General features: G+C 41.8%; 22 protein-coding genes and 1 pseudogene. 18 read left to right on the top strand and 5 right to left on the bottom strand.

Annotated elements, in window-relative coordinates:
• Positions 1–176 precede the first annotated feature (176 nt).
• From AC58QT_RS17250 to AC58QT_RS17240, 3 genes and pseudogenes are all read left to right on the top strand, one after another.
• Positions 177–1,757 (top strand): annotated as a pseudogene (locus AC58QT_RS17250) (ribonucleotide reductase barrel domain-containing protein); the annotation flags it as partial.
• A 543-nt stretch (positions 1,758–2,300) separates the two neighbouring features.
• A complete protein-coding gene (locus AC58QT_RS17245; protein WP_497410107.1) occupies positions 2,301–2,468 on the top strand; it encodes a S26 family signal peptidase in 168 nt (55 codons plus the stop codon).
• Positions 2,469–2,678: 210 nt separating this feature from the next.
• Positions 2,679–3,782 (top strand): S-layer homology domain-containing protein, encoded by a 1,104-nt coding sequence (locus AC58QT_RS17240; protein ID WP_497410106.1) that lies wholly within the window; start codon positions 2,679–2,681, stop codon positions 3,780–3,782.
• Between the two features lie 529 nt (positions 3,783–4,311).
• Here the strand turns inward: AC58QT_RS17240 and AC58QT_RS17235 are convergent.
• Positions 4,312–4,968 (bottom strand): hypothetical protein, encoded by a 657-nt coding sequence (locus tag AC58QT_RS17235; RefSeq protein ID WP_497410105.1) that lies wholly within the window; start codon positions 4,966–4,968, stop codon positions 4,312–4,314.
• Between the two features lie 1,296 nt (positions 4,969–6,264).
• Between AC58QT_RS17235 and AC58QT_RS17230 the strand changes: the two genes are divergently transcribed.
• The 8 genes from AC58QT_RS17230 (at position 6,265) to AC58QT_RS17195 (ending at position 13,839) form a co-directional block, all read left to right on the top strand.
• Positions 6,265–6,624 (top strand): hypothetical protein, encoded by a 360-nt coding sequence (locus AC58QT_RS17230; RefSeq protein WP_497410104.1) that lies wholly within the window; start codon positions 6,265–6,267, stop codon positions 6,622–6,624.
• Positions 6,625–6,930: 306 nt separating this feature from the next.
• Positions 6,931–7,422: a cation:proton antiporter regulatory subunit gene (locus AC58QT_RS17225; RefSeq protein ID WP_497410103.1), complete on the top strand. Its 492-nt coding sequence runs from the start codon at positions 6,931–6,933 to the stop codon at positions 7,420–7,422.
• Positions 7,423–7,425: 3 nt separating this feature from the next.
• Positions 7,426–8,664 carry a cation:proton antiporter gene (locus AC58QT_RS17220; protein ID WP_497410102.1) on the top strand — a complete coding sequence of 413 codons (1,239 nt, stop codon included), beginning with the start codon at positions 7,426–7,428 and terminating at the stop codon, positions 8,662–8,664.
• Positions 8,665–8,723: 59 nt separating this feature from the next.
• Entirely contained in the window at positions 8,724–9,083 is a 360-nt protein-coding gene (locus AC58QT_RS17215) for a hypothetical protein (protein WP_497410101.1), read from the top strand.
• A 340-nt stretch (positions 9,084–9,423) separates the two neighbouring features.
• Complete coding sequence (locus tag AC58QT_RS17210; protein WP_497410324.1) at positions 9,424–10,347, top strand: ABC transporter permease; 924 nt, start codon at positions 9,424–9,426, stop codon at positions 10,345–10,347.
• Positions 10,348–10,365: 18 nt separating this feature from the next.
• Positions 10,366–11,247, top strand: a complete 882-nt coding sequence (locus AC58QT_RS17205; RefSeq protein WP_497410100.1) for a carbohydrate ABC transporter permease — start codon at positions 10,366–10,368, stop codon at positions 11,245–11,247.
• 37 nt (positions 11,248–11,284) lie between these two features.
• On the top strand, positions 11,285–12,796 hold the full coding sequence (locus tag AC58QT_RS17200; protein WP_497410099.1) for an extracellular solute-binding protein: 1,512 nt from the start codon (positions 11,285–11,287) through the stop codon (positions 12,794–12,796).
• Positions 12,796–13,839 carry a glycoside hydrolase family 88/105 protein gene (locus tag AC58QT_RS17195; protein WP_497410098.1) on the top strand — a complete coding sequence of 348 codons (1,044 nt, stop codon included), beginning with the start codon at positions 12,796–12,798 and terminating at the stop codon, positions 13,837–13,839. The genes AC58QT_RS17200 and AC58QT_RS17195 overlap by 1 nt, the downstream gene beginning before the upstream one ends.
• Before the next feature lie 67 nt (positions 13,840–13,906).
• On the opposite strand, the gene AC58QT_RS17190 is transcribed toward AC58QT_RS17195, so the two are convergent.
• Positions 13,907–16,174, bottom strand: coding sequence for a helix-turn-helix domain-containing protein (locus AC58QT_RS17190; protein WP_497410097.1), 2,268 nt, complete (start codon positions 16,172–16,174; stop codon positions 13,907–13,909).
• Positions 16,175–16,501: 327 nt separating this feature from the next.
• Here AC58QT_RS17190 and AC58QT_RS17185 point away from each other — a divergent pair, with 327 nt between their 5' ends.
• Positions 16,502–16,834 (top strand): hypothetical protein, encoded by a 333-nt coding sequence (locus AC58QT_RS17185; protein ID WP_497410096.1) that lies wholly within the window; start codon positions 16,502–16,504, stop codon positions 16,832–16,834.
• Positions 16,835–17,051: 217 nt separating this feature from the next.
• Here the strand turns inward: AC58QT_RS17185 and AC58QT_RS17180 are convergent, their stop codons facing one another.
• Entirely contained in the window at positions 17,052–17,624 is a 573-nt protein-coding gene (locus tag AC58QT_RS17180; protein WP_497410095.1) for a cysteine hydrolase family protein, read from the bottom strand.
• Positions 17,625–17,746: 122 nt separating this feature from the next.
• Between AC58QT_RS17180 and AC58QT_RS17175 the strand changes: the two genes are divergently transcribed.
• Positions 17,747–18,316: a TetR/AcrR family transcriptional regulator gene (locus AC58QT_RS17175; RefSeq protein WP_497410094.1), complete on the top strand. Its 570-nt coding sequence runs from the start codon at positions 17,747–17,749 to the stop codon at positions 18,314–18,316.
• Positions 18,317–18,449: 133 nt separating this feature from the next.
• Here AC58QT_RS17175 and AC58QT_RS17170 read toward each other — a convergent pair whose 3' ends face one another.
• Both AC58QT_RS17170 and AC58QT_RS17165 read right to left on the bottom strand, forming a co-directional pair.
• Positions 18,450–19,301 carry an aldo/keto reductase gene (locus AC58QT_RS17170; RefSeq protein ID WP_497410093.1) on the bottom strand — a complete coding sequence of 284 codons (852 nt, stop codon included), beginning with the start codon at positions 19,299–19,301 and terminating at the stop codon, positions 18,450–18,452.
• Positions 19,302–19,468: 167 nt separating this feature from the next.
• On the bottom strand, positions 19,469–20,386 hold the full coding sequence (locus AC58QT_RS17165) for an AraC family transcriptional regulator (RefSeq protein WP_497410092.1): 918 nt from the start codon (positions 20,384–20,386) through the stop codon (positions 19,469–19,471).
• 209 nt (positions 20,387–20,595) lie between these two features.
• On the opposite strand from AC58QT_RS17165, the gene AC58QT_RS17160 reads away from it, so the two are divergent.
• From AC58QT_RS17160 to AC58QT_RS17140, 5 genes are all read left to right on the top strand, one after another.
• Positions 20,596–20,925, top strand: coding sequence for a carboxymuconolactone decarboxylase family protein (locus AC58QT_RS17160; protein WP_497410091.1), 330 nt, complete (start codon positions 20,596–20,598; stop codon positions 20,923–20,925).
• A 13-nt stretch (positions 20,926–20,938) separates the two neighbouring features.
• Complete coding sequence (locus AC58QT_RS17155) at positions 20,939–21,940, top strand: aldo/keto reductase (RefSeq protein WP_497410090.1); 1,002 nt, start codon at positions 20,939–20,941, stop codon at positions 21,938–21,940.
• Positions 21,941–22,172: 232 nt separating this feature from the next.
• Positions 22,173–23,600 (top strand): HAMP domain-containing sensor histidine kinase, encoded by a 1,428-nt coding sequence (locus AC58QT_RS17150; RefSeq protein WP_497410089.1) that lies wholly within the window; start codon positions 22,173–22,175, stop codon positions 23,598–23,600.
• Positions 23,597–24,292, top strand: a complete 696-nt coding sequence (locus AC58QT_RS17145) for a response regulator transcription factor (RefSeq protein ID WP_497410088.1) — start codon at positions 23,597–23,599, stop codon at positions 24,290–24,292. Before AC58QT_RS17150 ends, AC58QT_RS17145 begins: the two co-directional genes overlap by 4 nt.
• Positions 24,293–24,676: 384 nt before the next feature.
• A complete protein-coding gene (locus AC58QT_RS17140; protein WP_497410087.1) occupies positions 24,677–25,174 on the top strand; it encodes a hypothetical protein in 498 nt (165 codons plus the stop codon).
• Positions 25,175–25,185: the final 11 nt, after the last annotated feature.

Here is a 25,185-nt window from a genome sequence, read left to right as displayed (position 1 = left end):
ATAAAGAACCAGTCAGGGGCAGAGCATAGATGGTGAACCTGCATGAAAGCAGAATATAACCCATCCACGAGGCCGCGACACTTAAAGAATTCAAGTTAAGTGAAAAGATATGCCGACCTAACGGGAATTGAACCGTTAGAACTATTGGATAAAAAGCCGATAGGATAACAAAATTGGAACAAGGCTTACCTGCATGGGGTGTTTGTAATTTATCAGCTATCAATCTGTCGAAGTTCTATGATGCGGAGAAACATGATGTAGATTGGGAAGAACTTGCTACCGTCGTGCGTTATTCAACGCGTTTCCTAGATAACGTGATTGATAAAACGCCGTATCATTTTGAAGAGAATCGTGCGAATCAACAGAATGAGCGTCGCGTAGGACTAGGTACAATGGGTCTTGCTGAGCTCATGATCCTATTGAAAATTCGTTACGGCAGTCCGGAATCACTCGTGTTCTTGGACAAAATCTATGGGTTTATGGCGAGAGAAGCCTATCTGGCTTCCTCTGAGATTGCTGGTGAGAAGGGCTCGTTCCAAGCCTTTATTGAAGATAAATTTATGGAAAGCGGCTTTATGCGCAAAATGACGGAAGTATATCCAGAGGTTGGCGCTTCCATTCGTCAACAAGGTATGCGTAATGTTACCGTCATTACACAAGCTCCGACTGGAAGTACAGGTACGATGGTCGGTACATCGACAGGGATTGAGCCATATTTCGCCTTCGAATACTTTCGTCAAAGCCGTTTAGGTTTGGATAAACAATATGTGCCGATTGCGCAGAATTGGAAGGACGCCAACCCTGATCAGGATCTGCCGGACTACTTTGTTACCTCGATGAGCTTGTCCGCTGAGGATCATATTCGTGCACAAGCTGCTATTCAGACGTGGGTGGATAGCTCGATTTCCAAAACGGCTAACTGTCCAGCTGACTTCACGGTTGAAGAAACCAAACGCCTTTATGAATTAGCGTTTGATCTGGGCTGTAAAGGCGTGACGATCTATCGCGATGGCAGTCGTGATGTGCAGGTGTTGAGTACAAGTTCTGATAAGAAGGAAGAAGTGAAGGCGGAAGCTAAAGAAGTGCAGCCTGAAGTCGCTCCAGTTGCTGTCGCGGCGGAAGCTGTTGTGGAGAAAGAAAGCTTTGCTGCTATTTCTGGAAAGCTCGCAGTGAATGTAGATGCGAAGACGGAGCAAGGCTTCGATAAGCAATACAAGCGCCGTCCGCAAATTCTGCGTGGCGCTACTTATAAAGTGAATACACCATTCGGTATGGCATATATCACGATTAATGATATGAACGGAACACCGAGTGAGATTTTCCTTAACGTAGGAAAAGCGGGATCCGACGTGTTCGCGATGTCCGAAGCACTCGGCCGCGTGTGCTCCTTGTTCTTGCGTTATGGTGATCACGGTGACAAAGTGAAGCTGCTCGTGAAGCACTTGAAAGGCATTGGCGGCTCCGGCGCCATTGGTTTCGGCAACAACCGCGTGGAGTCGATCGCAGACGCGGTTGCCAAAGCGCTCGAGCAGCACGACGAAGTGATGAGCGAGCCTGACGACGCGCGGAACTACGTGACCGCGACGAGTGAAGTTGTTGAGGCCGCGCCTGTGGCGGCGGCTGCGAACGGGCACTCAGCTCCGAGCGCGACGAATGTCGCAGCGATGGACCTGTGCACGTCATGCGGTTCGGCTTCGCTGGTGAACAGCGAAGGGTGTAAGAATTGCGTCAACTGCGGATATAGCAGATGTAATTGATGGAAAATCCAGGGCGGGGGCCCTGGTTTTTTTATTTTTTTTTTATTTTTTTTATTTTTATTTTATTTTGTATTCCTTTCCTCAAAGTGGTGCTTGAGTCTCGCTTAACGTTTCCAGCATGGATGCCTGTGCTTTCACGAATGTGAAATTCCGTTGCAAGAATGATGATGCGGTTTTATTTTTTTTTGTTATTTGTTTTTATGATATCTTCTTCTTCTTTTTTTTTGAACTAAGATGAATATACTTTCCTAGAAACTATTTGGAGGATTTTGGTAATTTTTATCGAATAATACTTAATATTGTTGAATTCGGAGGATTAACTTATGAATGCCAAAAGCAGTATGTCTAAGAAACTAATTTTGGCCAGACATGAAATACTTGATCTTGGTCTTCGAAATCTATTGCTAAATTATCGAACCCTTAAAGCACGAGGCTAGAAATTGTGAATGAAAAGTCATTTGCGGTTTTCAAAATTCTTGTTTTGGATAAAAGAAAAGATGACTTTCTTAGAAGTATTGGATAAGAAGACTGAACTTAAACCTATTGGAGATTCACAAGTTGAAAATCAATTTGGCGATAATTATAGGAGACAATCGGGACGATAGTGAAGACAGTCATATCTTTGGTCCGATATCCGGATCTTCAATTATAGGAAACGCCAAATTTAATTATTGGACAAAAGACAGTAACAGGCTAGGAAAAGAGCTATAAGAGATTATATTTTCGTGATTTAGCGAGCAATATCAAACTGGAAAACGTTTTTAACACAACATTTGTACCGCTCCGTTTTTTGGGGAAGCATTGGGGAGGAAAGTAAGTTGGGATGGTGAAAGTTATTCAAATAATCTTGATCAATATCGGTTAAGAACATGAAATAAAAAGAAAATATCTTTAAAAACATAAAAGGAGAACTAACTAAACTTGGAATATAAAACTAAGCTATTATTTAATAAAGGATTATCAACATTATTCATTGTCTCACTTTTATTTGCCTATTCTACATTCGTTCAAACAGCATCTGCAAACGTGTACAAAGATGTTAAACATGGAGATTGGTACTATGATGATATAGTATGGTCAACAGAGAATCATATGACAAGCGGATACGATGATGGCATCTTTGTGCCTGACGCCAAAGTAACAGAAGCAGAGTTTTTGAAAATGCTAGTTTCAGTTTATAAGGGGAACTTAACACAAAAAAACGATCTGCATTGGTACGATGCCTATTATAGATTCGCAGAAGATCATAAATGGAATGTAAATGGATTATTATCTTATGGATCAAATTATAGTTTGGATAACACAGTTACTCCTGTTCCTGACAAGCCATTGATTCGTCTAGAGGCTGCTATGATTTTGTTAAATGCAACAGGAAAGGAAGCCGATGCTCCTGATGAGTTGATATGGGCTTTGTATAACAATCATTTATCGAATGGGAAGACAAGTCGGACCGTGTACGGTTTTCAACCTAACGATTTGCTAACCCGTGCAGAAGCAGTATCCTTTATTAGAAACTTTAAGGTACAAAATGATACGAATGACCTACTGCCAGTAACTCAATCTATTGAAGCAAATCGTGTGTTATCTATAACTAGAATTGCAAAAACGCTTAGTGAAATGGCAGAAGTACATGGATATCAATTCCAACAAAATGGTAAGCTAAATAGATACGTAAAGGAAGAAGGAAATATCTTACACGGATTTAGAATTTTTTCTAAAGAAGATCCAAGAATAGATCTGAAGCTATCAGTATCATCAGAGCATCATCAGAGAACAATTATTAATAGTTATGATCTAAATGATAAAAGTACATCTTTGATGAGAGAATTTTTAAGGGAAATATTGACTAATCAGAGTTACAAAGAGTCAATTCTTGACGCGGTTGATATGATGCCAAAAGCAACTCCTCGAAGTATTGATATGAACATACCCTATAATTACTCGTCTGTTTATTTTAGTACTTCATCATTTAATTTAAGATTAGATGAATCTGAAAAAACACCGTATGGTTTTGAAGGTAACTAAAATTTGTTTAAATGATTGTGCATAATTTTGCATGTGGTTTAAAGATAGGCATTTTATTTTTCTAACGAATTCTGCATCAAAACACCATTTTTGCCTGCTGGCGAGTTAAGTATCTAACTAATTCTGAAACAACAAAAACGGAGCACCGCGGGTTTGCGGCCTCCGTTTTCTAATTAATTCTGGAATATCACAGTTTTTTTGTAGTTTTGTTGTTGTATGTATATAATACAATTCATTAGAATTGTTCCATGATTCCTTAGACGATTTGTTACAGAATTGATTATAATCTTATATTTATGCACAGGAAAGAATATAAATGCAACAAGTCAGACGGTATTTTTATATCGTCCGTCTCGTTGCATTTTTTATTATTAACGTAGATTGGAGTTGTAAAGATGTTCCGTGTCCCCCAAGTAATTAAGGATTAGAGTCAAACTAGTTATAAGTATAGATTATCACAATTGAATGATCATGAATTTAGAAGGGGTCGTGAATACAATAACGTTTTCGGAAACCACTCAAAATGAAATTAAATTCTTTTGAATAAAATCTCATAAAGCATACTTCTTAATTCCTCCATCTTTTCATGCTTTTTATCTAATAATTCTAGAATAATTGGGATAAATAGCAAAATGATACCGAATAGTTGAATAATTAATGTTACCCATAACTCTAAGGACTCAAGAGGTATTCCTTTAATTTTTGTACTTATAGAACCAAAGTCAATAGAACCTTTAGCAATAATAACAATTGCAGTCCCTAATAAACTATAGAATTTAGCACTGACTTTTCTTTTGTTAAGTTTTATGTCTAGAATTTGTATTAGATATTGTATTTTTTGTTTTGTTTCTAAAGGATTGTGTTCATTATATATTTCGTTGGTTTTTAATATATCAAAGAGTTGAGTATATCTCATCTCCTGAAACCCTTCTTTTGAGCCATATTTTATTGCACGAATTTTTAATATTTCACGATTTACAAACCAAAATAAATATCCAGCACACACAACTATCGGTATGTAAATTAAGTTATTATTGGTCCAAGACTCAATTTGGCTTAATATGAATATTAGTAAGGTGAATATTGCCATTTTTATTCTTGTGCGAGATGTAATGAATCTAAATATCAGCCACTTTGTAGACAATTTTTTTCTGAATTGTTTAAACACATTATCGAAAGTTTCCATAAATACCACCCTAAATTTATTTGATATAAGAACATACGTTTGAATTTGTTGGAAGTTTCAAAACTTATGAATGTTTTTCAGAGAAGATAAGTGACATATAGTAACACCGTTTTCCCGCTGCTGCTCTGCGGGGGCTTCGTCTGGAAGAGTGATTTCGAGGAAGCATATTCAGCAGACACACCTCCACCAACTAACCGCGTAGCGGCCAGCTGCTTCGCTCCTTTAAGATGGTGAGGATTCGGAATACAACAACATTAGCTGAAATTACCTAAGATCTGAGAGAAGGGAGTAAAACCAAAAACAAGACAGAAAGGAACTAAAGACTCATCAGTAAAGATAAATTAAGAAAGACTCTCTTATTTCTGGGGAGGTGGTGGGAATATTAACTTCGAGTAAGTTGGGAGACGACGTTTTACTTAAATACGTGTACTGCAATGCAAAAAAAGCATAAGAGGCTGCACAATGTAAGTACCACAACTAATAATGCTTTATACCAAATTCGGTAGTTCCATTTGAAATGGTTGGCTAGAAAAATGCTAGAACAGTAAGCGAGGAAATACTAAGGAAAAAGTAAATAGAAATCATTGAATAACACTCCTTTGTTTGCGTTAAAATAAGATTAACATTGATTTTTCTTTTCGAGAAACAGATACTAGACAATCTAACTCTCCTGTTGGCTTAGGCTACTTTGCCTAATAAATCTAATGATCTGCTCTATTTGCATGAAGTAAAATAGTATGTATATATATGCATAAGCATTTGTTTAGTGGAAAATATTTTTCTAATGAATTCTGTAAAAAAACATCATATTTACCTCGGAGTTCTTAAAATTCTATCGAATTATGGAACCACAAAAACGGAGCGCCGCGGCTTTGCGGGCTCCGTTTTCTAATTAATTGGGGAACATCACATTTTTTTTTATTAATAATTTATTAATTGATAACTGTAACTTGTTTTTGAATAAGCAGTAAAAAGAACTCAGAAGGATAAAATGTGTTTTGGTATGGCTTCTTTAAAGGACACTTGCTTGTTGATTCCAAAAGTTACGCTCATTTCGATCCTAAGTATGAAACGCTCAAGTACACGCATGTCAATGCTCATCTAAAGGAATATTTCCAGCTCAATAATATTCGTCATCGGGGAAATGGGCAAGCGTTGACTATACATAGGAAAGTAAACCCTAAACATATATAAATGAATCGATATAATCTCATCCTTTCTGAGTTGAATTAATTGAAAAAACGGCCGAATTATGCTATAATTCCAGTAATACGACGTAGAAGGAGGTGAAATCGAATGATATCTCGCGTTTGCTTGTCTAATCGCTATTTTACTGTCGTATTTATCGCTATCTTTATGATTTTCGCCACGCCGACTCCCGTAGCGGAATCTGGTCTTAATGAATCCGCTCGGACAACGGTACAACAGGGGATAGAGTTTTACTCGAACCACACGACAGTTCGTAAACAAATTTCCTCATCCGAAATGCTTCGCTTATTGACACATATTGCAGCCTTGGCCGCTATTTTACAAGGTCTATTGTTGGCTACTCGTTACACACGGATTATATCGCACCTATTGTTTCATCCTCTGATTGCCCACCGGTTAACCCGGATGATTTTATCCCCTCTCAAGTTTACATCGATTTACGTGTAGTGTTGTCCCCCTCCAGTTGTTCGTTTATTTCTTATACCCAACTGTTGTTGTTACCATTAAAAAACGCAATTCAACCAATTTTGACCGTTAATGGCTCTTTTCAGCTATGTCCGACGTTTCTTTGTGCTGGGCACAAAACGAAAACATGATGAAGATTTGCCGTTTCTATACATGTATACCTCATATGCTGTTTGGTTTCGTTAAAAAAACGAATAGCTAAAGGTCTGTTTGCTGCTGTTAAAAAAATGCTTAGACGGTAGCTTATTTGTTATGACTAAAATTTACCATTCAGGAGGAACTATAAAAATGACAATTAGAGAAAGCGATCTTCCGGGGATCGGAAAGAAGTTTCAGATTAACACTCGTGGGGGAGATAAACTGGTCATTGTTGTCCATGATGATGGAAGACGAGAGTGCTACCATTTTGACAATGATTCTCTGGATGAGAGTATTTCCATGATTACGCTTGATGACGACGAGGCCCGCCTTGTCGCCGGCATCATCGGCGGTATGACCTATAAACCGAAGGCGCTCGAATCAATAGAAATGGCGCTGGATGAGCTTATTATTGAATGGTACCGTGTAGAGCTCGATTATCGTTGTATTGGCAAAACGATTGGCGAGCTTCAAGTGCGCCAACAGTCGGGGGCCACTATCATTGCCATTATCGAGAAGCATACGAAACAAATTAATCCAGGGCCGGAGGTAGTTCTTTCAGCGGATTCGACAGTAGTAGTAGCAGGCGAGAGGAGGCAGCAGAAACTTTTTAAACAAATATTAATGAATGGAAGTGAGTGACCAATGAACTACATTGTCTTTGAGATTGGGGTGGCGATTGCACTTATTGCGTTATCTGGTCTGTTATCGGCGAAGCTTCGTTTTTCGGTTATCCCGTTTTATATATTGGTTGGTATGGCGGTAGGACCGCATTCATTTGAGTGGTGGCATATCGATTTGAGGTTCATTCAGAGTACCCCATTTATCGAATTTCTTGGTCGGATTGGCGTCTTATTCTTGTTATTCTACCTTGGATTAGAATTTTCCGTTGGTCGATTGATTAAATCCGGACGGACCATCGCTGTCGGAGGTACGATTTATATTCTAATTAATTTTACATTAGGGTTGTTGTTCGGCTACATGTCGGGACTGCCGGTTCTGGAAATGCTTGTTGTTGCAGGCATTACGACGATCTCTTCTAGCGCAATCGTAGCAAAGGTTCTCGTTGATCTCAAACGGACAGCGAACCCCGAGACCGAAATGATTCTAGGAATCATTATGTTTGAGGATGTGTTTCTCGCTATGTATATCTCGGTTGTCTCCGGACTGGTTCTAAGCGGCTCGTCGTCACTAGGGGGTATCCTGACTTCTGCCGCCATGGCACTGGGCTTCATGCTTTTAGTGCTTATCGTCGGGCGTAAGGCGGTTCCTCTGCTTAACAAAGCACTGAACATTCGATCCAATGAGCTGTTTTTGTTGGTGATTTTCTCCATATTGTTCATTATTGCGGGATTTTCGGAAACCATTCATGTGGCAGAAGCGATTGGTGCACTGCTGGTAGGTCTGGTACTAGCCGAAACCGAACATATGAAGCGAATCGAGCAGCTCATTCTTCCGTTTCGTGACTTCTTTGGCGCCATTTTCTTTTTCAGTTTCGGTTTGACCATTGATCCTTTTTCCCTTGGAGGAGCCGTTTGGCTGTCGTTAGCAGCCGTGTTGCTAACTTTGGTAGGTAATTTTATCGCCGGTATGTGGGCCGGGCGTATAGCTGGGTTGTCATCAAAAGCTTCCGTGAACATCGGTTTAACTATCGTGTCTCGAGGAGAATTCTCCATCATCATGGCTAATTTGGCTAAAGCAGGCAGTTTGCTGCCCATTGTGCAGCCATTTGCCGCATTATATGTTCTGATTTTGGCTGTGCTGGGTCCGTTGTTAACCAAAGAAACTAAGCTAATTCATACTGGAGTGGAAAGGATAGGCAAGTTAATTAAGTTGAAGCGTAATAAGAAAATAAAAGAAAAAGCAGTGTCGCATGAACGTTAAGTTTTGCAGCCGTTTCGTAAGAAGAACATCTCACCAAAACATGTAAGGAGGTTTTGAGTATGCGGTTTGTTCATGTGATTTGGGGAAGATTGGTCCAAGGTTCGTCGTGGCAGCGCTTAATGAGAATTACAAGCAGCTCACCCGAGCCTATCATGAAAGCGATTCAAGCGGAGGGGCGTGAAGTGAAATTGGTAAGGAGCCTTAAGGATCATAGTGGCAAAGAGCTGCACATCCTGCAACTATTCATCTATCGTCTGGAAGAGCTCACGTTGACGGATATCATTCACGAGATAGATCCTGAAGCTACGGTTGATGTGTTGCAGCTGTCTGTCACACGAACACCGAGAAGCGAATGGAAACGACATTCGCAGAGGGATGTGCCGGATGTTTCTAAGTACGGCAACGAGTTTTCGGACTAGTGGCTACAAGAGGATGGCCCTTCCTTTTGGTTATCGGCGTGCACCCTACTTGGGTGGACGTCTTTTTCATTGAGTTTTTAAGGGAAAAACCAGGAAAAACAGTCTAAATATCAATAAATTAACGGTGATATCAACTAATAACTATCGTCGCAACAAATGACAATTCGATTACAATGCTTGATTTGAGTTTGTTTAAGTACCTATCTGAACAATCAGGGACTATCGACGGAAACGATTTTAGGTCGGTATGATTAAACCGCAACCAACAAGTTAACTACGTTGAATTGGAATCATGAAAGGAAGGACGTTTATGCACACAACAACGAAGGCTCGAGTCAGGATGTCAAGGACGACTAGATCGTCTTCATTCATTAGCAGGCTCGCGCGAAATCGATGGCTTTATTTGATGGTACTCCCCGGCTTGTTGTACTTTCTTATTTTTAAGTACTGGCCGATGTACGGCATATTTATCGCATTTAAAGACTATCAGCCATTTCTTGGTTTTTGGAACAGCCCGTTCGTAGGACTCAAGCACTTCGAACGATTGTTTAGCGACGATAATTTCATCGTCTTGTTTCGCAACACCTTAATTCTTGCCAGTTATAATATTTTATTTTTCTTTCCGCTGCCGATCGTCATTGCGCTCATGCTAAATGAATTGCGAATTGAAGTGATGAAGCGATTCGTACAAACGTTGATTTACATTCCTCACTTCATGTCCTGGGTGGTAGTCGTAGGGATCGCATACATCTTCCTAACAACGGAAGGCGGTATTGTAAATGATGTATTGGTTCAATTTGGTGGAGAAAAGATTAACTTCCTTGCCAGTAACGAATGGTTCCGTACGATTGTTACTTCCGAGGTGATTTGGAAGGAAACGGGTTGGGGTACGATTATTTTCCTGGCAGCTTTGTCCGGGGTTGATCCGCAGTTGTATGAAGCGGCGCACATGGACGGAGCAAACCGTGCTCGCCAATTATGGCATATTACGCTACCAGCGATCCGCAGCACCATTATCATTTTGCTCATTTTACGGTTGGGCAGCTTCCTGGATACCGGGTTTGAACAGATCTTCCTGATGCTCAATGCTATGAACCGTGAAGTTGGTGATGTTTTTGACACCTATGTCTACTCTGTGGGGATCAGTCAAGGCCAGTACAGCTTTAGTACAGCTGTTGGGTTATTTAAATCCATTATCGGGTTAGTGCTCGTTGTCTCGTCCAATTACTTTGCCAAGAAATTCGGAGAAGAAGGAATTTACTAGAAAGGAAGCTTGAAAGCTATGCCAATTAAGCGAAGTTGGGGAAGTCGAATTTTCGACGGGGTTAATATGACGCTGTTGCTTGTATTCGCGTTAATAACGGTTCTCCCATTTATTTATGTCATTTCCGGCTCTTTCGCCACACAGAAGGAATTGTTAACCCGGGGATTCATCTTGATTCCTACGGAATTTAGCTTAAATGCTTACAAGTACATTTTCTCCACACAAACGTTAGTTAGAAGCTTGCTGGTAACGGTATTTATCACCGTTGCAGGTACATTGATCAATATTTTCTTAACCTGCTTAATGGCATATCCGTTGGCTCGTAAAGACATGGATTTCCGTAAACCGATCCTGATGTTGGTTGTGTTTACAATGCTGTTCAGCGGGGGGATGATTCCGACTTTTCTGGTTGTGAAGCAGCTCGGGATGATTAATACGTACTGGTCTTTGTTGATACCAACTGCGATCAGCGCATTTAATTTGATTATTATTCGCAACTTTTTCCAACAGCTGCCTGATGGCTTAGAGGAGTCGGCCAAAATTGACGGCTGTAACGACTTAGGTATTTTTCTTCGGATCGTGCTTCCGTTATCGATGCCGGCCATCGCGACGTTCTCCTTGTTTTATGCGGTTGGACACTGGAATACATTCTTTAGCGCAGTTTTGTACATCAACGACAGCAAGATGTGGCCGATTCAGGTGCTTCTCAGACAAATTGTCATTTTAGCATCTGGTGGTATTGGGGATTCAGCTTCAATGGGGGCGGACTACGTGACACCTCCGGAGCAATCTGTGAAAATGGCCGTCATTGTGGTATCAACCCTGCCGATTCTTCTTGTGTATCCTTTTATGCAAAAACATTTTGCCAAAGGGGTATTACTAGGCTCGGTAAAAGGGTAACGATATAATAGTAATGAGAAAAAGGGAGGATTTCCAAGTGAAACAAACACAAAGAAAGACATGGGTCAAAACCGGTGCTTTGCTAGCAACGGCAGCATTAACCATTACCGCTTGCGGAGCAAAGGAGGAAGGCACTCCTCAAGGTACTAGCGCTGCAGGTAGCAATCAAGCACCACTTCAGTTAACCATGATGTTGCCGAGCTATAGTCCGGAGAAAATGCCGGAAGACAGCTCGGTACTCAAGCAGCTGGAAGAAAAGACAAATACTAAACTGACCGTATCCTGGGTACCGTCCTCATCATATACAGACAAACTAAGCGCTACAGTGGCATCTGGCGAACTACCGAAAACGTTTGTTGCACTTGAACCGAAAGCACCGTTCATCATTAACGCTTCACGTACAGGTATGTTTTGGGAAGTAGGCCCTTATCTGAAAAATTATCCGAATCTAAGCAAAATGTCCGATATTGTTCTCAAGAATATTTCCGTTGACGGTAAAATTTATGGGGTATTTCGTGAACGTGATCTTGCCCGCTTTGGCTTAATGATGCGTCAAGATTGGTTGTCGAATCTCGGCTTGCAAGCGCCAAAGAACTTGGACGAGTTGTATAACGTGCTGAAGGCATTCGCAACTGGAGATCCAGATAAAAATGGCAAACAAGATACAATTGGTCTTGCGGTAGGGATGCAAGGCGGGAACATTGCCGGCTTTAAGGATATCCTCGCTTACAACGGGGGACCGAACGAGTGGGAAGCGAAAGACGGCAAATTGACGCCAGCTTTTATGACAGATGCTTATATGAGTACGCTTAAGTTCTACAAGAGGCTATATGATGAGAAAATCATCAATCAGGATTTCGCTTTAATTCCGGATGGCCGTGCTGTGATGAATAAAGGGCAAGCCGGGCTTTGGATTGATAATATGCTGGACGGGAAAGCGATTGAAGATAACATTAAGAAAGTAGATCCAAATGCGAAGCTTACTTTGCTTAACCGCATCTCTGGGCCTAAAGGTGAAAGAACACGGGCAGGTGCCGGTTTCTTGGGCATGTACATGATTCCCAAAACAAGTGTGAAGACAGAAGCCGAACTCAAACAAATTCTAACTTACTTTGATCACATTTCCGAGAAAGACAACCAAAATCTGATGAAATACGGCATTGAAGGGAAGCAGTACACCCTTGACAATGGTGCATACAAGCCTAATGCGGATGCTAAAATCAAGGCAGATTTGAATGACAGCAATCAGTTTATGATTTTGCAGAATCAAGTGGTCAACTATGGAACAGAGTTAGAAAAGCTAACCTCGAAGCTGTTCCAAGATAATGCAACCATGGCGATTGCGAATCCGGCCGCGCCGTTTATTTCGAATACAGAAGTAGAGAAAGGCAAGGAGCTGTCCAAAATCATTGAAGATGCGACAGTGAAGTTTATTATGGGGGCGATCGACGAAGCTGGCTGGAAGCAAGCTACAGAGAAATGGTCGCAAAGTGGTGGAAGCAAAGTGATTGAGGAAATGAATGCCGAGTATGCGAAGGTAGCGAAGTAATGCCTAAATTAGTGATTGATGAACAACAGATTAGATCAGCGATAGATCTCGTTGTTGACCGCACGTTCCGGATGGATTTCAGCTGGGATTGGCCGGGCGGCGTGGCTTTCTATGGCGTGTGTGAAGCCTATGAAGCAACGGGGAAGAAAGAGTATCTTACTAAATTGCAAGTGTGGATCGACGAGCAGATCGCTGATGGGCTGCCAAAGCTTTCCGTGAATGCCGTCTCGATCGGCCATGCCCTGCTGACGTTATTTCAAGCTACGCAAGACGAGAAATATTTGGCGATTGCCAAGGAGATGGCGGAATTCTTAAGGCAGGATGCGGTGCGGTTTGCTGACGGCATCTTCCAACATACCGTCAATTCGGAATCGTACAATTTTCCGGAACAAGCGTGGGTAGATACGATGTTTATGGCAGGATATTTTTTACTCCGGATCGGCAGTCTGCTTGAGCGTCAGGACTATTTGGAGGATGGGCTTAAGCAGTACCATGGTCACGAGCGTTTTCTTCAGGATGCCAAGAGTAATCTTTATTACCACGGCTGGGACCACATCGCTGGGTCGAATATGTCCGCTGTCCATTGGGCGCGCGGCAATGCATGGGCGGCGCTAACGATGTCCAGAGCATTGGAGCTTGTTCCCGTGACGCATCCGTCGTTCATGATTATTGATGGCTCGCTTCGGGATCAATTGAGCTCGCTTGTCAGATTGCAAGATAGTTCAGGGCTATGGCATACCATCGTCGACGATGAAACTTCTCCGCTCGAGACGTCTGGTTCTGCGGGTATTGCAACCGCATTATTGTCACGAGGTCGATTGTATAACAAGTATTTACAGCCATCGATTGAAGGCATTTTGACCCGGATTACGGAAGATGGGACGGTGACGGGCGTGTCGGCAGGCACCGCCGTCATGGATGATGCGGAGGGGTATCGGAATGTTCCGGATAAACGGATTCAGGGCTGGGGGCAAGGACTTACACTATCGTTCCTTGCAGCCGTTCTTAACGCACAGAAGGGTTTGTTCGGAAATGGATGTTAAGTAAAGTGAAAGAAAAAAGCGCGGGTATGGAGCTGTCAGCTGCCATGAACCCGCGCTTTTCTTTGTCTTATCCTTCATCTCGATACTGCCCAGGCGTCATGCCCGCGAATTTGCGGAAGGAGCGAATAAAGTTGGCAGCGTTGTTGTACTGCAATTTTTCTGCGATTTCTGCAATTTTCATATCCGATTCTTTCAGCCATTTCTTAGCCATGTCGATGCGGTACTGGGTTAGAAATTCGCCAAAGTTAATGCCAGTTTCTTGCCGGAACACGCGGCTTACATAGTGAGGATGATAATTGATGCGCGCAGAGCAATTTTCTAGCGTTAGGTCCGAATCGAATTCACGTTGGATCATATCGATGATCGCATCCGAAATCTGCTTGAATTGGGAGTCGCGGCGGCTGCTGAGTTCTTGGATGTATGGCAGGATGAACATGCTCATGAACCATTGCTCCATCTCCTGAACGTTACGCAGCTTGAATAACGATTGAATTAAAGCGGCCTCATCACTCACAGAATGTTCCAAAGTAACAGATAACTCTTGTCCGAATCGCAGGAGATCAACCAGCAGCCTAAGTAAGGAGAGATGATAGTCCTGATGTTGATTCGGCGGCTGGAACAGGGCACCGATCAATTGCTTCAGGGCTAATTCTGACTGCTCGGGATTCCCTCCACGGATTGCATCAAACAATGCTTGCTCCTTGTCTTGTGGATACACGGTGAGATTGCCCTGCTGAGGTTGCAGATCCTCAATAAATAGAATAGAGGCTTCCCCGAGTCCGACACGATACTTCAGCGAGGTCATCGCTTCATGCAAGGCTTGAGGCGCATCGATAAACGTCGTAAAGGTACGGCTGATTCCGATGCTTACTTTCACATCTAAGTACTGGGCTATCGCGTTCTGAATCTCATCGGATAGATTGAAAATGACTTCTTTAAAAGCTGCGCCTTCGCTTGAAGCACCAATTAAGGTGACCTGGTAATCAGAGAAGACGATTGGGACTAACCGCTGCTCATGGAGCACGAGGTCTCCTACAATATTATTGATCGCAAACATCAGTAATTCGCGATCGGTCTCATTGAAGCGGGTATCTGTTAACGTATCAATTTGAATGGCGAGCACACACATGGAAGGCCAAGGGCTTTCCACACCATACAGAACTAATTTTTCTTCAAAATCGGATGGGCGCATCCCGCCGCCAAACAATTTATGCATGAAAAATTCTTTCAGCTGACCTTGCTGCCCCTTCAATTCATTCATGATCAGAGACTGATTTCGAATGAGAAAATCCACGCGTTCACCGATCACATTCAGTTCACCGGTTGGCTTTCCTTCGCTAGCTGCAGCCGGAATATCATTGAGCGCGGTATAGATGGATTTGATTGGGCTGTACATTTTCTTAGATCCGAACCATGCCACAACAAAAGTCACAAGCATAATGCCGATGCTGACTAGCAGAGTCATCCAGCCAATAATCGTATTCTGGGCGTTCATTTGTTTGTTGGAAGCGACAGAGATATAACTCCAACCATTATAAGAGGACTTCCGGTACGTAACGGTTACCTTCTCCCCGTCTAGCTTAGACGCATATTGACCGAAGTTTTGGTTGCTCTCGATTAACGGCTGCAGATGCGATTGACCGGCCATGCTTTTGCCCAGTTGACTGCGATCCAGATGGTCGATTATTTCCATATTTTGATCCAAAATAAACGTGCTACCGAGCTTGCTGCTCTGATCGGAAATAAATTGCTTCATCACATCGGAAGAGAGTACTACACAGATAATGCCTTCTGGTGTAACAGCGTTAAAGGGAAACTTTTTGATAAAATAAATATTTTGGAGAGAACTGGGGGAGACATTCGTATCTCTTGTCCAGAACGAACCTTGCATAGATTGGGCAAATGCTTCGAGTTGTGGTCTAAATGCAGGTGAACTATACTCATTGACACCAGTACTAGAAACGATCCAATTTTTAATCAAGCTATACAGATACACATCCTTAATGCCCAATTCATATGTCTGGATCTGCGCGATTCCTTTATAAAGCTCATGCACCATCTCAAAATCGTTTTTGGTAATGTCGCGTTTGAAGGCCCCGGTTACAGTAGGCGATTGCAGCAGTTGTGTCGCGGAGTTATCTATCGTCTTGAGCGTTTGTTCGACGCGCAATTGCATTTGTAATAAAAGCTGCTTATTCCCCTCATTTACTTTTTCTTGCACAGTTTGAGATGAGTTGTAGTAGGCAAAGCTGCCCAGAAGCAATACGGGGATAGTACCGATAATGATGGAAAACAACATTAATTTTATTAAATAAGAGCGTGAACGAAATTTCATAATGCCTCCAAAAGATAGCTTAAATATCTGTCAATTGTTTAATTATATATCAAAAATTTATGAATGTCCTTATCGCTAATCTCAATTCGGAAGAAACCATTATGGAACAATAATTTCGATCCGTGCGGAGAAGGACAGCGGGCAGCACTTAGCTTTATTTTGAAAGAGGTCATAAATTTAACTAGATAAAGAGAACTTATTGAATCGTTATAGAAGTAAAGTGAGAGGATTAGACAATGATTTGAGACGAATGGGATATCTGCTTCTTATTCATTTACTGCATAATAGAAATAAGTATAATAATGTGATGTTTTAAGGGGCATGAGAATGAATTTAGCCATTCAAAAAGAAAAAGAAGACCCGCAACTATTGGAAGGAATTAAAGAGTTTTTGCAAGAAAGTTATCAACTTTCTGAAGATGAAATGATTTTAATCATGAATAAGGCAAGTGATAGTTCGGAAGGATACTTAGCCGATTATTACGCATTTGTAGAACCCATCCAGGCAATTTGTGAAGGAATCAAGAGCATATTAGAAAATCATCTAAAACATGTAGATCAGGAAGAAGAAATGGTTTTGAAAATGGTTAACGAAGCCGCTGTGTGGCATGCGTTTGAATGTATAAGAAGGTTTTATAAGAAGCAAGCAAACCTTTTTTAACTTAAGGATTTGTGGTATCTCACACGAATAGTTTCATAGTTAGAGATATTTATTTACATTTTGTCTCGGAGAAGAACACGTAGTGAGGCGATTAGAGCGATCTTAATAAGTTGACTAGTATTTAAAGATAACGGAATTAACGGATGAAATTCTGTGCACGAGTAGGTGCCGTCTTCCTTAAATGAAAAAGAGCCCCTCACAGGGGCTTTTTAGCTATTTAATTCAAAGATTCTGCCCACATGCTAACTGAGATCACTTCGGCTTGGGAAGGGAAAACATGATCCAACAGAATACGGTGAACTTCGGGGTTGTTGTCAATACATGCGTCGGAGAGCACCTTTAATTTGTAATCCTTGTCGGCAGCCTCACGTAATGTTGAAAGAATAACACCACTTGTGGCTATCCCAGATAGAATGAGCGTATCGATCTGATTAGATCGCAAAATGACCTCGAGGTCACTTCCTGCAAATGCGCTTACTCGAACTTTGTTGACGATCCAATCGGGAGGCTGTGGTTTTAAGGTTTCGTATATTTCAATCATATCTTCGGAAGGTGCGAATGATCCGGCTCGATCAGGGATTCCACCGAACATTTTATTGTGCGGACTTATCTCCGGATATCCGGATCTAAATGCCACTCTAACATAAATAATGGGGATTTCATGTTGGCGTGCAGTCTCAATGGCCATTTGAAACGGAAGAAGCTCTACCTCTGATTTTATAAAACGTGACACGACGCTGTTTTGCATGTCCATAACCAACAACGCACTTTTACTAGTAGAATGAAGCATGAACGCTGGCCCCTTTCGCATAAACGGAATTAGTAATCCGTTTATGATTATACGGAATACGCACTCCGTTTGTCAAACTTCTCTTCCATACAGTAAAATATAGCAATAAGGAGTGGATACGATTGATACAAAATCAAAACGTTTCTAACGAAACTGCCTTACGCGCTGATGCCAAGCGTAATCGGGAAAAGTTGCTTCAAGTAGCCCACCGCATATTTAAACTTGAAGGTATGTCCGTTACTATGAACGATATCGCTCAGCATGCAGGGGTAGGTGTAGGGACAATTTACCGCCATTTCCCTACCAAAGATGTTCTAATAGCGGCCATTATGATTGAGCACAAGATGCGTTTGATTGAGGAAGCCAACCAACTGCTGCAGTCTGACAGCTCAGGTGAAGCTTTTTTTCAATATTTCGAAAAAGTCGTTCACGAGGGGATTGCCAATAAAGTAATCTCCGACTCCCTGGTTAGCAGCAGAAATGAGACTGGGCGTTCGGAGATCGCTCATGATTTTTGGCAAGGGATTGAAAGTCTCCTTGAGCGTGCTCAACTAGCGGGTACGGTTCGTCCTGATGTACAGATGGAGGATATTAAAATTTTGCTTATTGGCGTGTTACAGGCTTCCGTCAGTGGAGGGGGATATCCGAGTAGAGTCGTTTCGATTCTATGTGATGGACTGAGACGTGGGTAGCTTGCTTCCTCTTCCACAATAGTAGACCAAAGTGATAAAAATTGGGTTGTCAGAAAGAGAAGATACCTCTGAATGAAATGAATGAAAAAGGCTGCAGCTAGTTAATTGCTGCAGCCCCGATATTCGCATGTCTTTAAATATCAAGTTTTCGGGTACCAATCCATTTCACCTTTTCAGGATCACGATGCGAAAAGAACAGGCTCTGTTTCGTATCTAAAGTAGTAATAGACGCGATATCCGCTTGGTTTAATTCAAAATCAAAGATGTCGAAATTTTCAATAATTCTTTCTTTACGAACAGACTTTGGAATGACAACGACTTCTCTTTGCGTCAACCAACGTAAAACGACCTGAGCAACGGATTTATTATATTTTTCAGCTATATTAACTAAAATCTCATTCTGGAACAAGTTGTTTTTACCTTCAGCGAAAGGCGCCCAGGATTCGATCTGTACATTATTTTCTTTCATGAATTGTGCATTTTCGATTTGTTGGTTGAAAGGATGTGTTTCAACCTGATTTACGGCAGGAACTACTTCAGTATGAATGATCAGATCGATTAGACGATCCTCATGAAAGTTACTAACGCCAATTGCACGGACCTTTCCTTCACGATACAATTCTTCCATCGCGCGCCATGAACCATGCACATCGCCGAATGGCTGATGAATTAAATACAAATCCAGATAATCCAATTGCAATCTCTTTAGCGACTTTTCAAATGCCTTCTTTGTGCGTTCATAACCTGTATCTTGTACCCAAAGTTTCGTAGTGATAAATAATTCCTCTCTTGCCACACCACTCCGTTTGATCGCTCTGCCAACTGCTTCTTCATTTAAATAGGAGGCAGCAGTATCAATCAACCGATATCCTGCAATAATAGCGTCATAAACGCTTTGCTCACATTCATTTGCATCTGGAATTTGAAAAACACCAAAACCGAGTATCGGCATCTCAATGCCATTGTTCAAGATTACTTTCTGCATAAAATTTCCTCCAGTTTTTTATGATTATGTGCAAGTTAACGCAATCATATTCGAGACAGTCGCTCTTTTCACATTCTTATTATGCATCAGATGATATAGAAATCGATATCTCAATCGTCTCACATGTTTGCCTAATCCTCTCGCGACTGCTCCCTGTCTTACTTGCCTCACGCATGGATATGTTGGTCGTAACCCGCTTTCAAACGTTTTATATCTTCTCTAGGTGGAAAACCAAACATACGAGAATATTCACGGCTGAACTGCGATGCACTTTCATAGCCTACGCGGAAAGCTACATCGGCGGCATCCGTTGATTCGGACATTAATAGGCGCCGTGCTTCTTGTAATCGCAGTTGTTTTTGAAATTGAAGTGGACTCATGGCAGTTACTTCTTTAAAGTGCCTGTGAAACGTAGAAATCCCCATATTGGCTATTTCCGCAAGCTCCTCGATTCGTAAAGGCTTCTCCATGTTATTAATAATTTGATCGATAGACTCCCGGATTCGGTAGGTATTACTGCCTTCCAACGCGATTTGCGCCAGTGTAATACCGTACTGCCCTTGAAGAAGTCTGTATAAGATTTCTTTCGTGTAGTGGGGAGCCAGAAACGGAATGTCTGTTGGTTTGTCAAGTAAACGAGACAATCTCATGATCGCATCCAGTATGGATAACTCAATCTCGCCGACAAACATCGCCCGTTGTGTTCCTTCTTGCTGAGTGATTTGAATATTTCCTTCATTTAATACCTCTAATATTTGATTCTGTGTAAACTCAAGTTTTAAACTAAGATATGGCTCATCGGGAGAAGCTTTTATAACATGACCAATCACCGGCAAGTTCATGGAGGAGACCAGATAGTCGGAAGGTCCATACTCAAATCGCTCCTGGGAAAGTAATACGTCTTTAAAACCTCGAGCGATGAAACATAAGCAGGGTTGGTATACTCTGTAAACGGGCTGAGACACTTGGGAGGCACGAATAATAAATAAAGATGGAATCGCCGTCTCGTAAACACCGTCCTGACCCGCATGTCGTTCAATGAGTTCAGCAAGTTCATTCTGTAAGTTATCGATTCTTCCTGACATACTATCCTCCTTATGTGTTGACCTTTGACGAGTTCATTATAATATAACAATCTTCAATAGTGAAAGAATGACGAGAGGATTAGGCAAACATTTGAGACGATTGTGATAACGACCTTTACAAAAATTGTAGCATAATAGGGTTATGATTAACTTGTAGGCAAAAGTTTAACAACCATAGACATAAAAAGAAGGACAGGGAGCGATATATAATGTCACAGTCTAAAGAACTTACCATTGCTCAGAAAGCAATTGGAGATTTTGCGCCTAAGTTGGTTGAACTAACGGATGAAGTATTATTTGGCGATGTATGGAAACGTGAAGAGCTTTCTCCACGCGACCGTAGTCTGATTACCATAGCGAGCTTAATCACTGGCGGAAATACGCAACAGATGAAAAACCATTTAAATTTGGCAAAACAAAATGGTTTATCGGAACAAGAGCTAATCGAAGTGATGACCCATCTTGCCTTCTATGCAGGTTGGCCGAAGGCAATGTCAGCGATTATGGTTGCCAAAGAAGTATTTGCGTCTGAAAATTAAGAGAGGTGATCTCATGGACTTTCGTTCGTTAGGAAATACGGGATTAAAAGTAAGCAGCCTGTGCTTGGGAACGATGACTTTTGGCAATCAGGCTGACAGAACGGCTGCCTTTGAAATTTTGGACAAAGCCTATGAGGCCGGCGTCAATTTCATCGATACGGCCGATGTGTATCCGATTGGAAGACAATCACATGCCGTCGCAGGTGCAACCGAGTCGATTATCGGAGAATGGATACAAGGCAAACGAGATAAACTGGTGCTTGCTTCAAAGTGTTCAGGCGCGATGGGACCTGGACCCAACGATAAGGGCTTGAGTAGAAAGCATATCTTCACTGCCGTTGAGGACAGCTTGCGGCGATTAAAGACGGATTATCTCGACCTTTACCAAGCGCACCAATACGATCCGGACACGCCTCTAGATGAAACGCTCCGCGCGTTTGACGATCTCGTCCAGCAAGGAAAAGTCCGTTACATCGGGATCTCGAATTGGCGCTCCTGGCAGGTAGCAAAAGCAAACGGCATTGCTGAGCGGAAAAATTATACCAGGCTCGTAAGTGTTCAGCCGCGATACAATTTGTTGTTTCGAATGATTGAGGACGATTTGGTTCCTATGGCACTCGATGAGGGTATTGGCATTATTACATACAACCCACTTGCAGGCGGCATGTTGTCGGGGCGGTATGGAAAGGATGCTCGTATTGAAGAGGGGACCCGGTTTGGACTTGGGAACAATGCAGGTGCTATGTATCAAGAGCGATACTGGAAAGATGCGACGCTGGAAGCAGTTGATAGGTACCGAGTATGGTGTGAAGAGCACAATTTGAATTCTGTGACGACGGCTGTAAAATGGGTCACACAACAGCATGGTATTACTTCTGCCATTATTGGCGCCAGCCGTCCTGAGCAATTGGATGCGAGCTTGCAAGCCGCTGAAATGAATACCTTGACTGAACACCAAATGAGATGGCTCGACGGGTTGTGGTTCTCACTGCCCCGCCGCCGCGAATTTAGTTAGAATAAGAATCAGTGCCCAAGCTGCGAGTAACCTACATCAATCGTATTTTCCTCTGATTAGGAATGAAAAAGTAGAAGTTGTTAAAAAATACAGTTATACAAAGCGAGGAGCAGTTCTGCCGCCGGGGCAACTGCTCCTTTGTTTGGTTGTTTAGGATTTGTTTAGATTATCTCCTATGGCAGTTTATGATTTACTGCTATGATTAGCTTCAGAATATTTTGAGGGTGCTGTTATGAAACTAGGAAAACGAATATTTATTTCAAATACATTGATGGTATTGCTGTCTTTGGTTGTATTGCTTGTCATTGGGAGTATCATGATTAATATGTACCATAAAGCGACCAGCAAAAATAATCAACTTGACCCAAACATTTTAAAGGTTGAATCTATTTTGAAGCAAAATCAAGGAATCGTTGAGGATTGGTCGGTGCTTAGTCAATCTCTGGCCGAATATAACTATAGACTCTGTGTCGCACAAGACAGTTCAGTGATCTACTGTAATATACGTCACCCTCAAGATTACATTAAAGCCTTTCTGCAATCGCTCAACTTGAGCACGGATCAGCTTAATATCTTCTTTATGGATGGCGTGACATCGATTGGACAACGCTTTACCTTTGGAGATAAATCCTATTCCGTTGTTGCAGTCAATTACAGCATGTATAACCCATTGATTGGCGTAGACCGAAGCGATTTTCAAAAATTCTTAATTATCTTCTTGCTTGTTGGGCTCATCGCCATTGCCATTCTTTTGCTCATTAGCCAGTTGCTTACCAGGCGTCTAGTTAAACACATTATGACACCTATTCACCAATTGACCATTAGTGCCAAGCGAATTGAAGAAGGCGATTTGTCATCGCCGATCCTATATACAGGCAAGGATGAATTTGAAACCGTATGTACATCCTTCAACCAAATGCAACTTCATCTCAAAGAAGAACAGCTTAAAAACGCCACCTATGAAAAGGCACGTACCGATATGATCTCTGGTATTTCCCATGATTTAAGAACGCCGCTCACTTCAGTCAAAGGATATATTAAGGGTTTGAGGGATGGAGTCGCTAAGACGCCAGAGAAACAAGCGCAATATCTCTCCATTGCTTATAAAAAAGCTTCTGATATGGATGTACTATTGCAAAGATTGTTTTATTTTTCAAAGCTAGAAACTGGTAATCTGCCGTTTTTTCCGGTAGAAACAGACCTTGGTAAATTCATTCGGAAATTCGCTATCGATATTCAGGATGATTTGAAGCATAAACATGCATCGATCAGCGCCACAATATCTGGCGGTATACATCCAGTCAGGATTGATACGGAACAAATGAGGCAAGTTCTGGCTAATCTCGTGGAGAATGCACTGAAATATGCAGGAGTAGAGCCGCTGGAGCTCACTTTGAAGGTTACTCGTGAAAACGAAAATGAAGTCCTTTACTTTGCGGATAACGGAAACGGCGTATTGCCGGAGCAACTGCCGCATCTATTTGAACAGTTTTACCGCGGCGATGAATCAAGAAACAGCAAAAACAGCGATGGAAGCGGTCTCGGACTGTATATCGTCAAATATATTATGGAGGCCCAAGGTGGAATGGTTGTCGCTGAAAACGATCAGGGATTGAAATTTACGATGACGTTACCCGTAGCGAAAGGAGATACTGCATGACGAAAATACTAATTGCTGAAGATGATGCAGAAATCGCTATGCTGCAAAAGGATTACTTAGAGATCAGTGGCTTTGAAACGGAAATTGTGGATGATGGCAGAAAAGTAGTGAAAACCGTCTTGGACGGCAATTATGACCTTTTGATCCTTGATCTTATGCTTCCTGGATGCAGCGGTTATGATATATGTCGGGAAATTCGCGACCAGACTGAAATTCCAATCCTGATGGTGACAGCTAAAATGGAACCTATTGATAAAATACGCGGTCTTGGACTCGGAGCAGATGACTATATCGGAAAGCCTTTCGATCCTGCGGAATTGGTGGCCAGGGTAAAGTCTCATTTGAACCGTTATAATCGTCTTACCAATGCATCCTCTCGAACTGCGCAAGAAAGTGCAGTGCAAATCGGCAATTTGAAGATAATGACGCGTAGTTGGAAGGTATTCCGTGATGGACAAGAAATTAAGTTTCCTAACCGGGAGTTTGAATTGTTAAAATTTCTGGCTATGAACCCGAATATCGTATTCTCCAAAGATCAGCTTTTCGAGAAAATTTGGGGACATGATTATATCGGAGACAGTGCCACCGTTACGGTTCACATCAATCGCATTCGGGAAAAAATTGAGGAAGATCCTTCTAAACCTAGAGTAATTGAAACTATATGGGGCGCCGGATATCGGATCAACCTGTAACCCAGAAGTACAAACGATCAAAATTACGTTTATATGCAACGACCGATTCTCGATATTCTATCGAGGAAAGGTCGTTTTTTCGTTCACGTACAATCTGAACTCCTCATGGAATTTCTTTATTTAGAAATTGTTTAGATTTTATCATCTACTAGTTTAAGGTTGTTTTTTATCATAGATACCATGAGATCGTTCAAATGATGGAGGTATCTTCTTATGCAATATATTAATGAGAGCTTATGGATTACTTTTGTACTTCTTTCAGTAATAAAAATATTATCTAAAAGCATGATAACCGGGCATCGATTAAGTTGAAGCACTGGATAGTCATACTGGAAGATTTCGAGCAAGCCGTCCATTTCGAAAGGACAGAGGAAGGGTATGATTATGACTAATATGAGCCGAAGAGTTAAAGTGACGACGATCTTAGGGATTTCCTTGACTTTTATTATGACCTCATGTTCCACGAAGGAAATGGAGGCGGTTGGACAATCACCATATCCTTTGTCAAATACTGGTTTCGGCAGCTTAAGATTGGAAGCGGGTAATGGTAAAGAATCCATCTATGTAGACGGTGTCCACACGGCGATTGGTAAATACGGGCACACCGACTCGTCGATCTCCGTGACGATCACCCTGCTAGACGACGTTGTCACTAGTGTCCAAATAAATCCTCTTGAGACAGATCCGACAACTCTCGATGTGCAGCAACGATTCGCCGAGGAGATTCCCGCGTTTGTTGTCGGGAGGCCTATCGATGATGTAAAAGTGGACCGGTTAAATGGTGCCAATCATATACCAGATGCTTTCATGGCGGCGATTGGACAAATTAAGAAGCAGAATCGAATTGGACCAACGACGTTCAATGAACGACATAGTCAATAACAATAGTTTAG

It is taken from the genome of Paenibacillus sp. J31R109, assembly GCF_059692055.1.
Note: the sequence above shows the minus strand (reverse complement) of the source record. Positions and strands in the feature narration are given on the sequence as shown.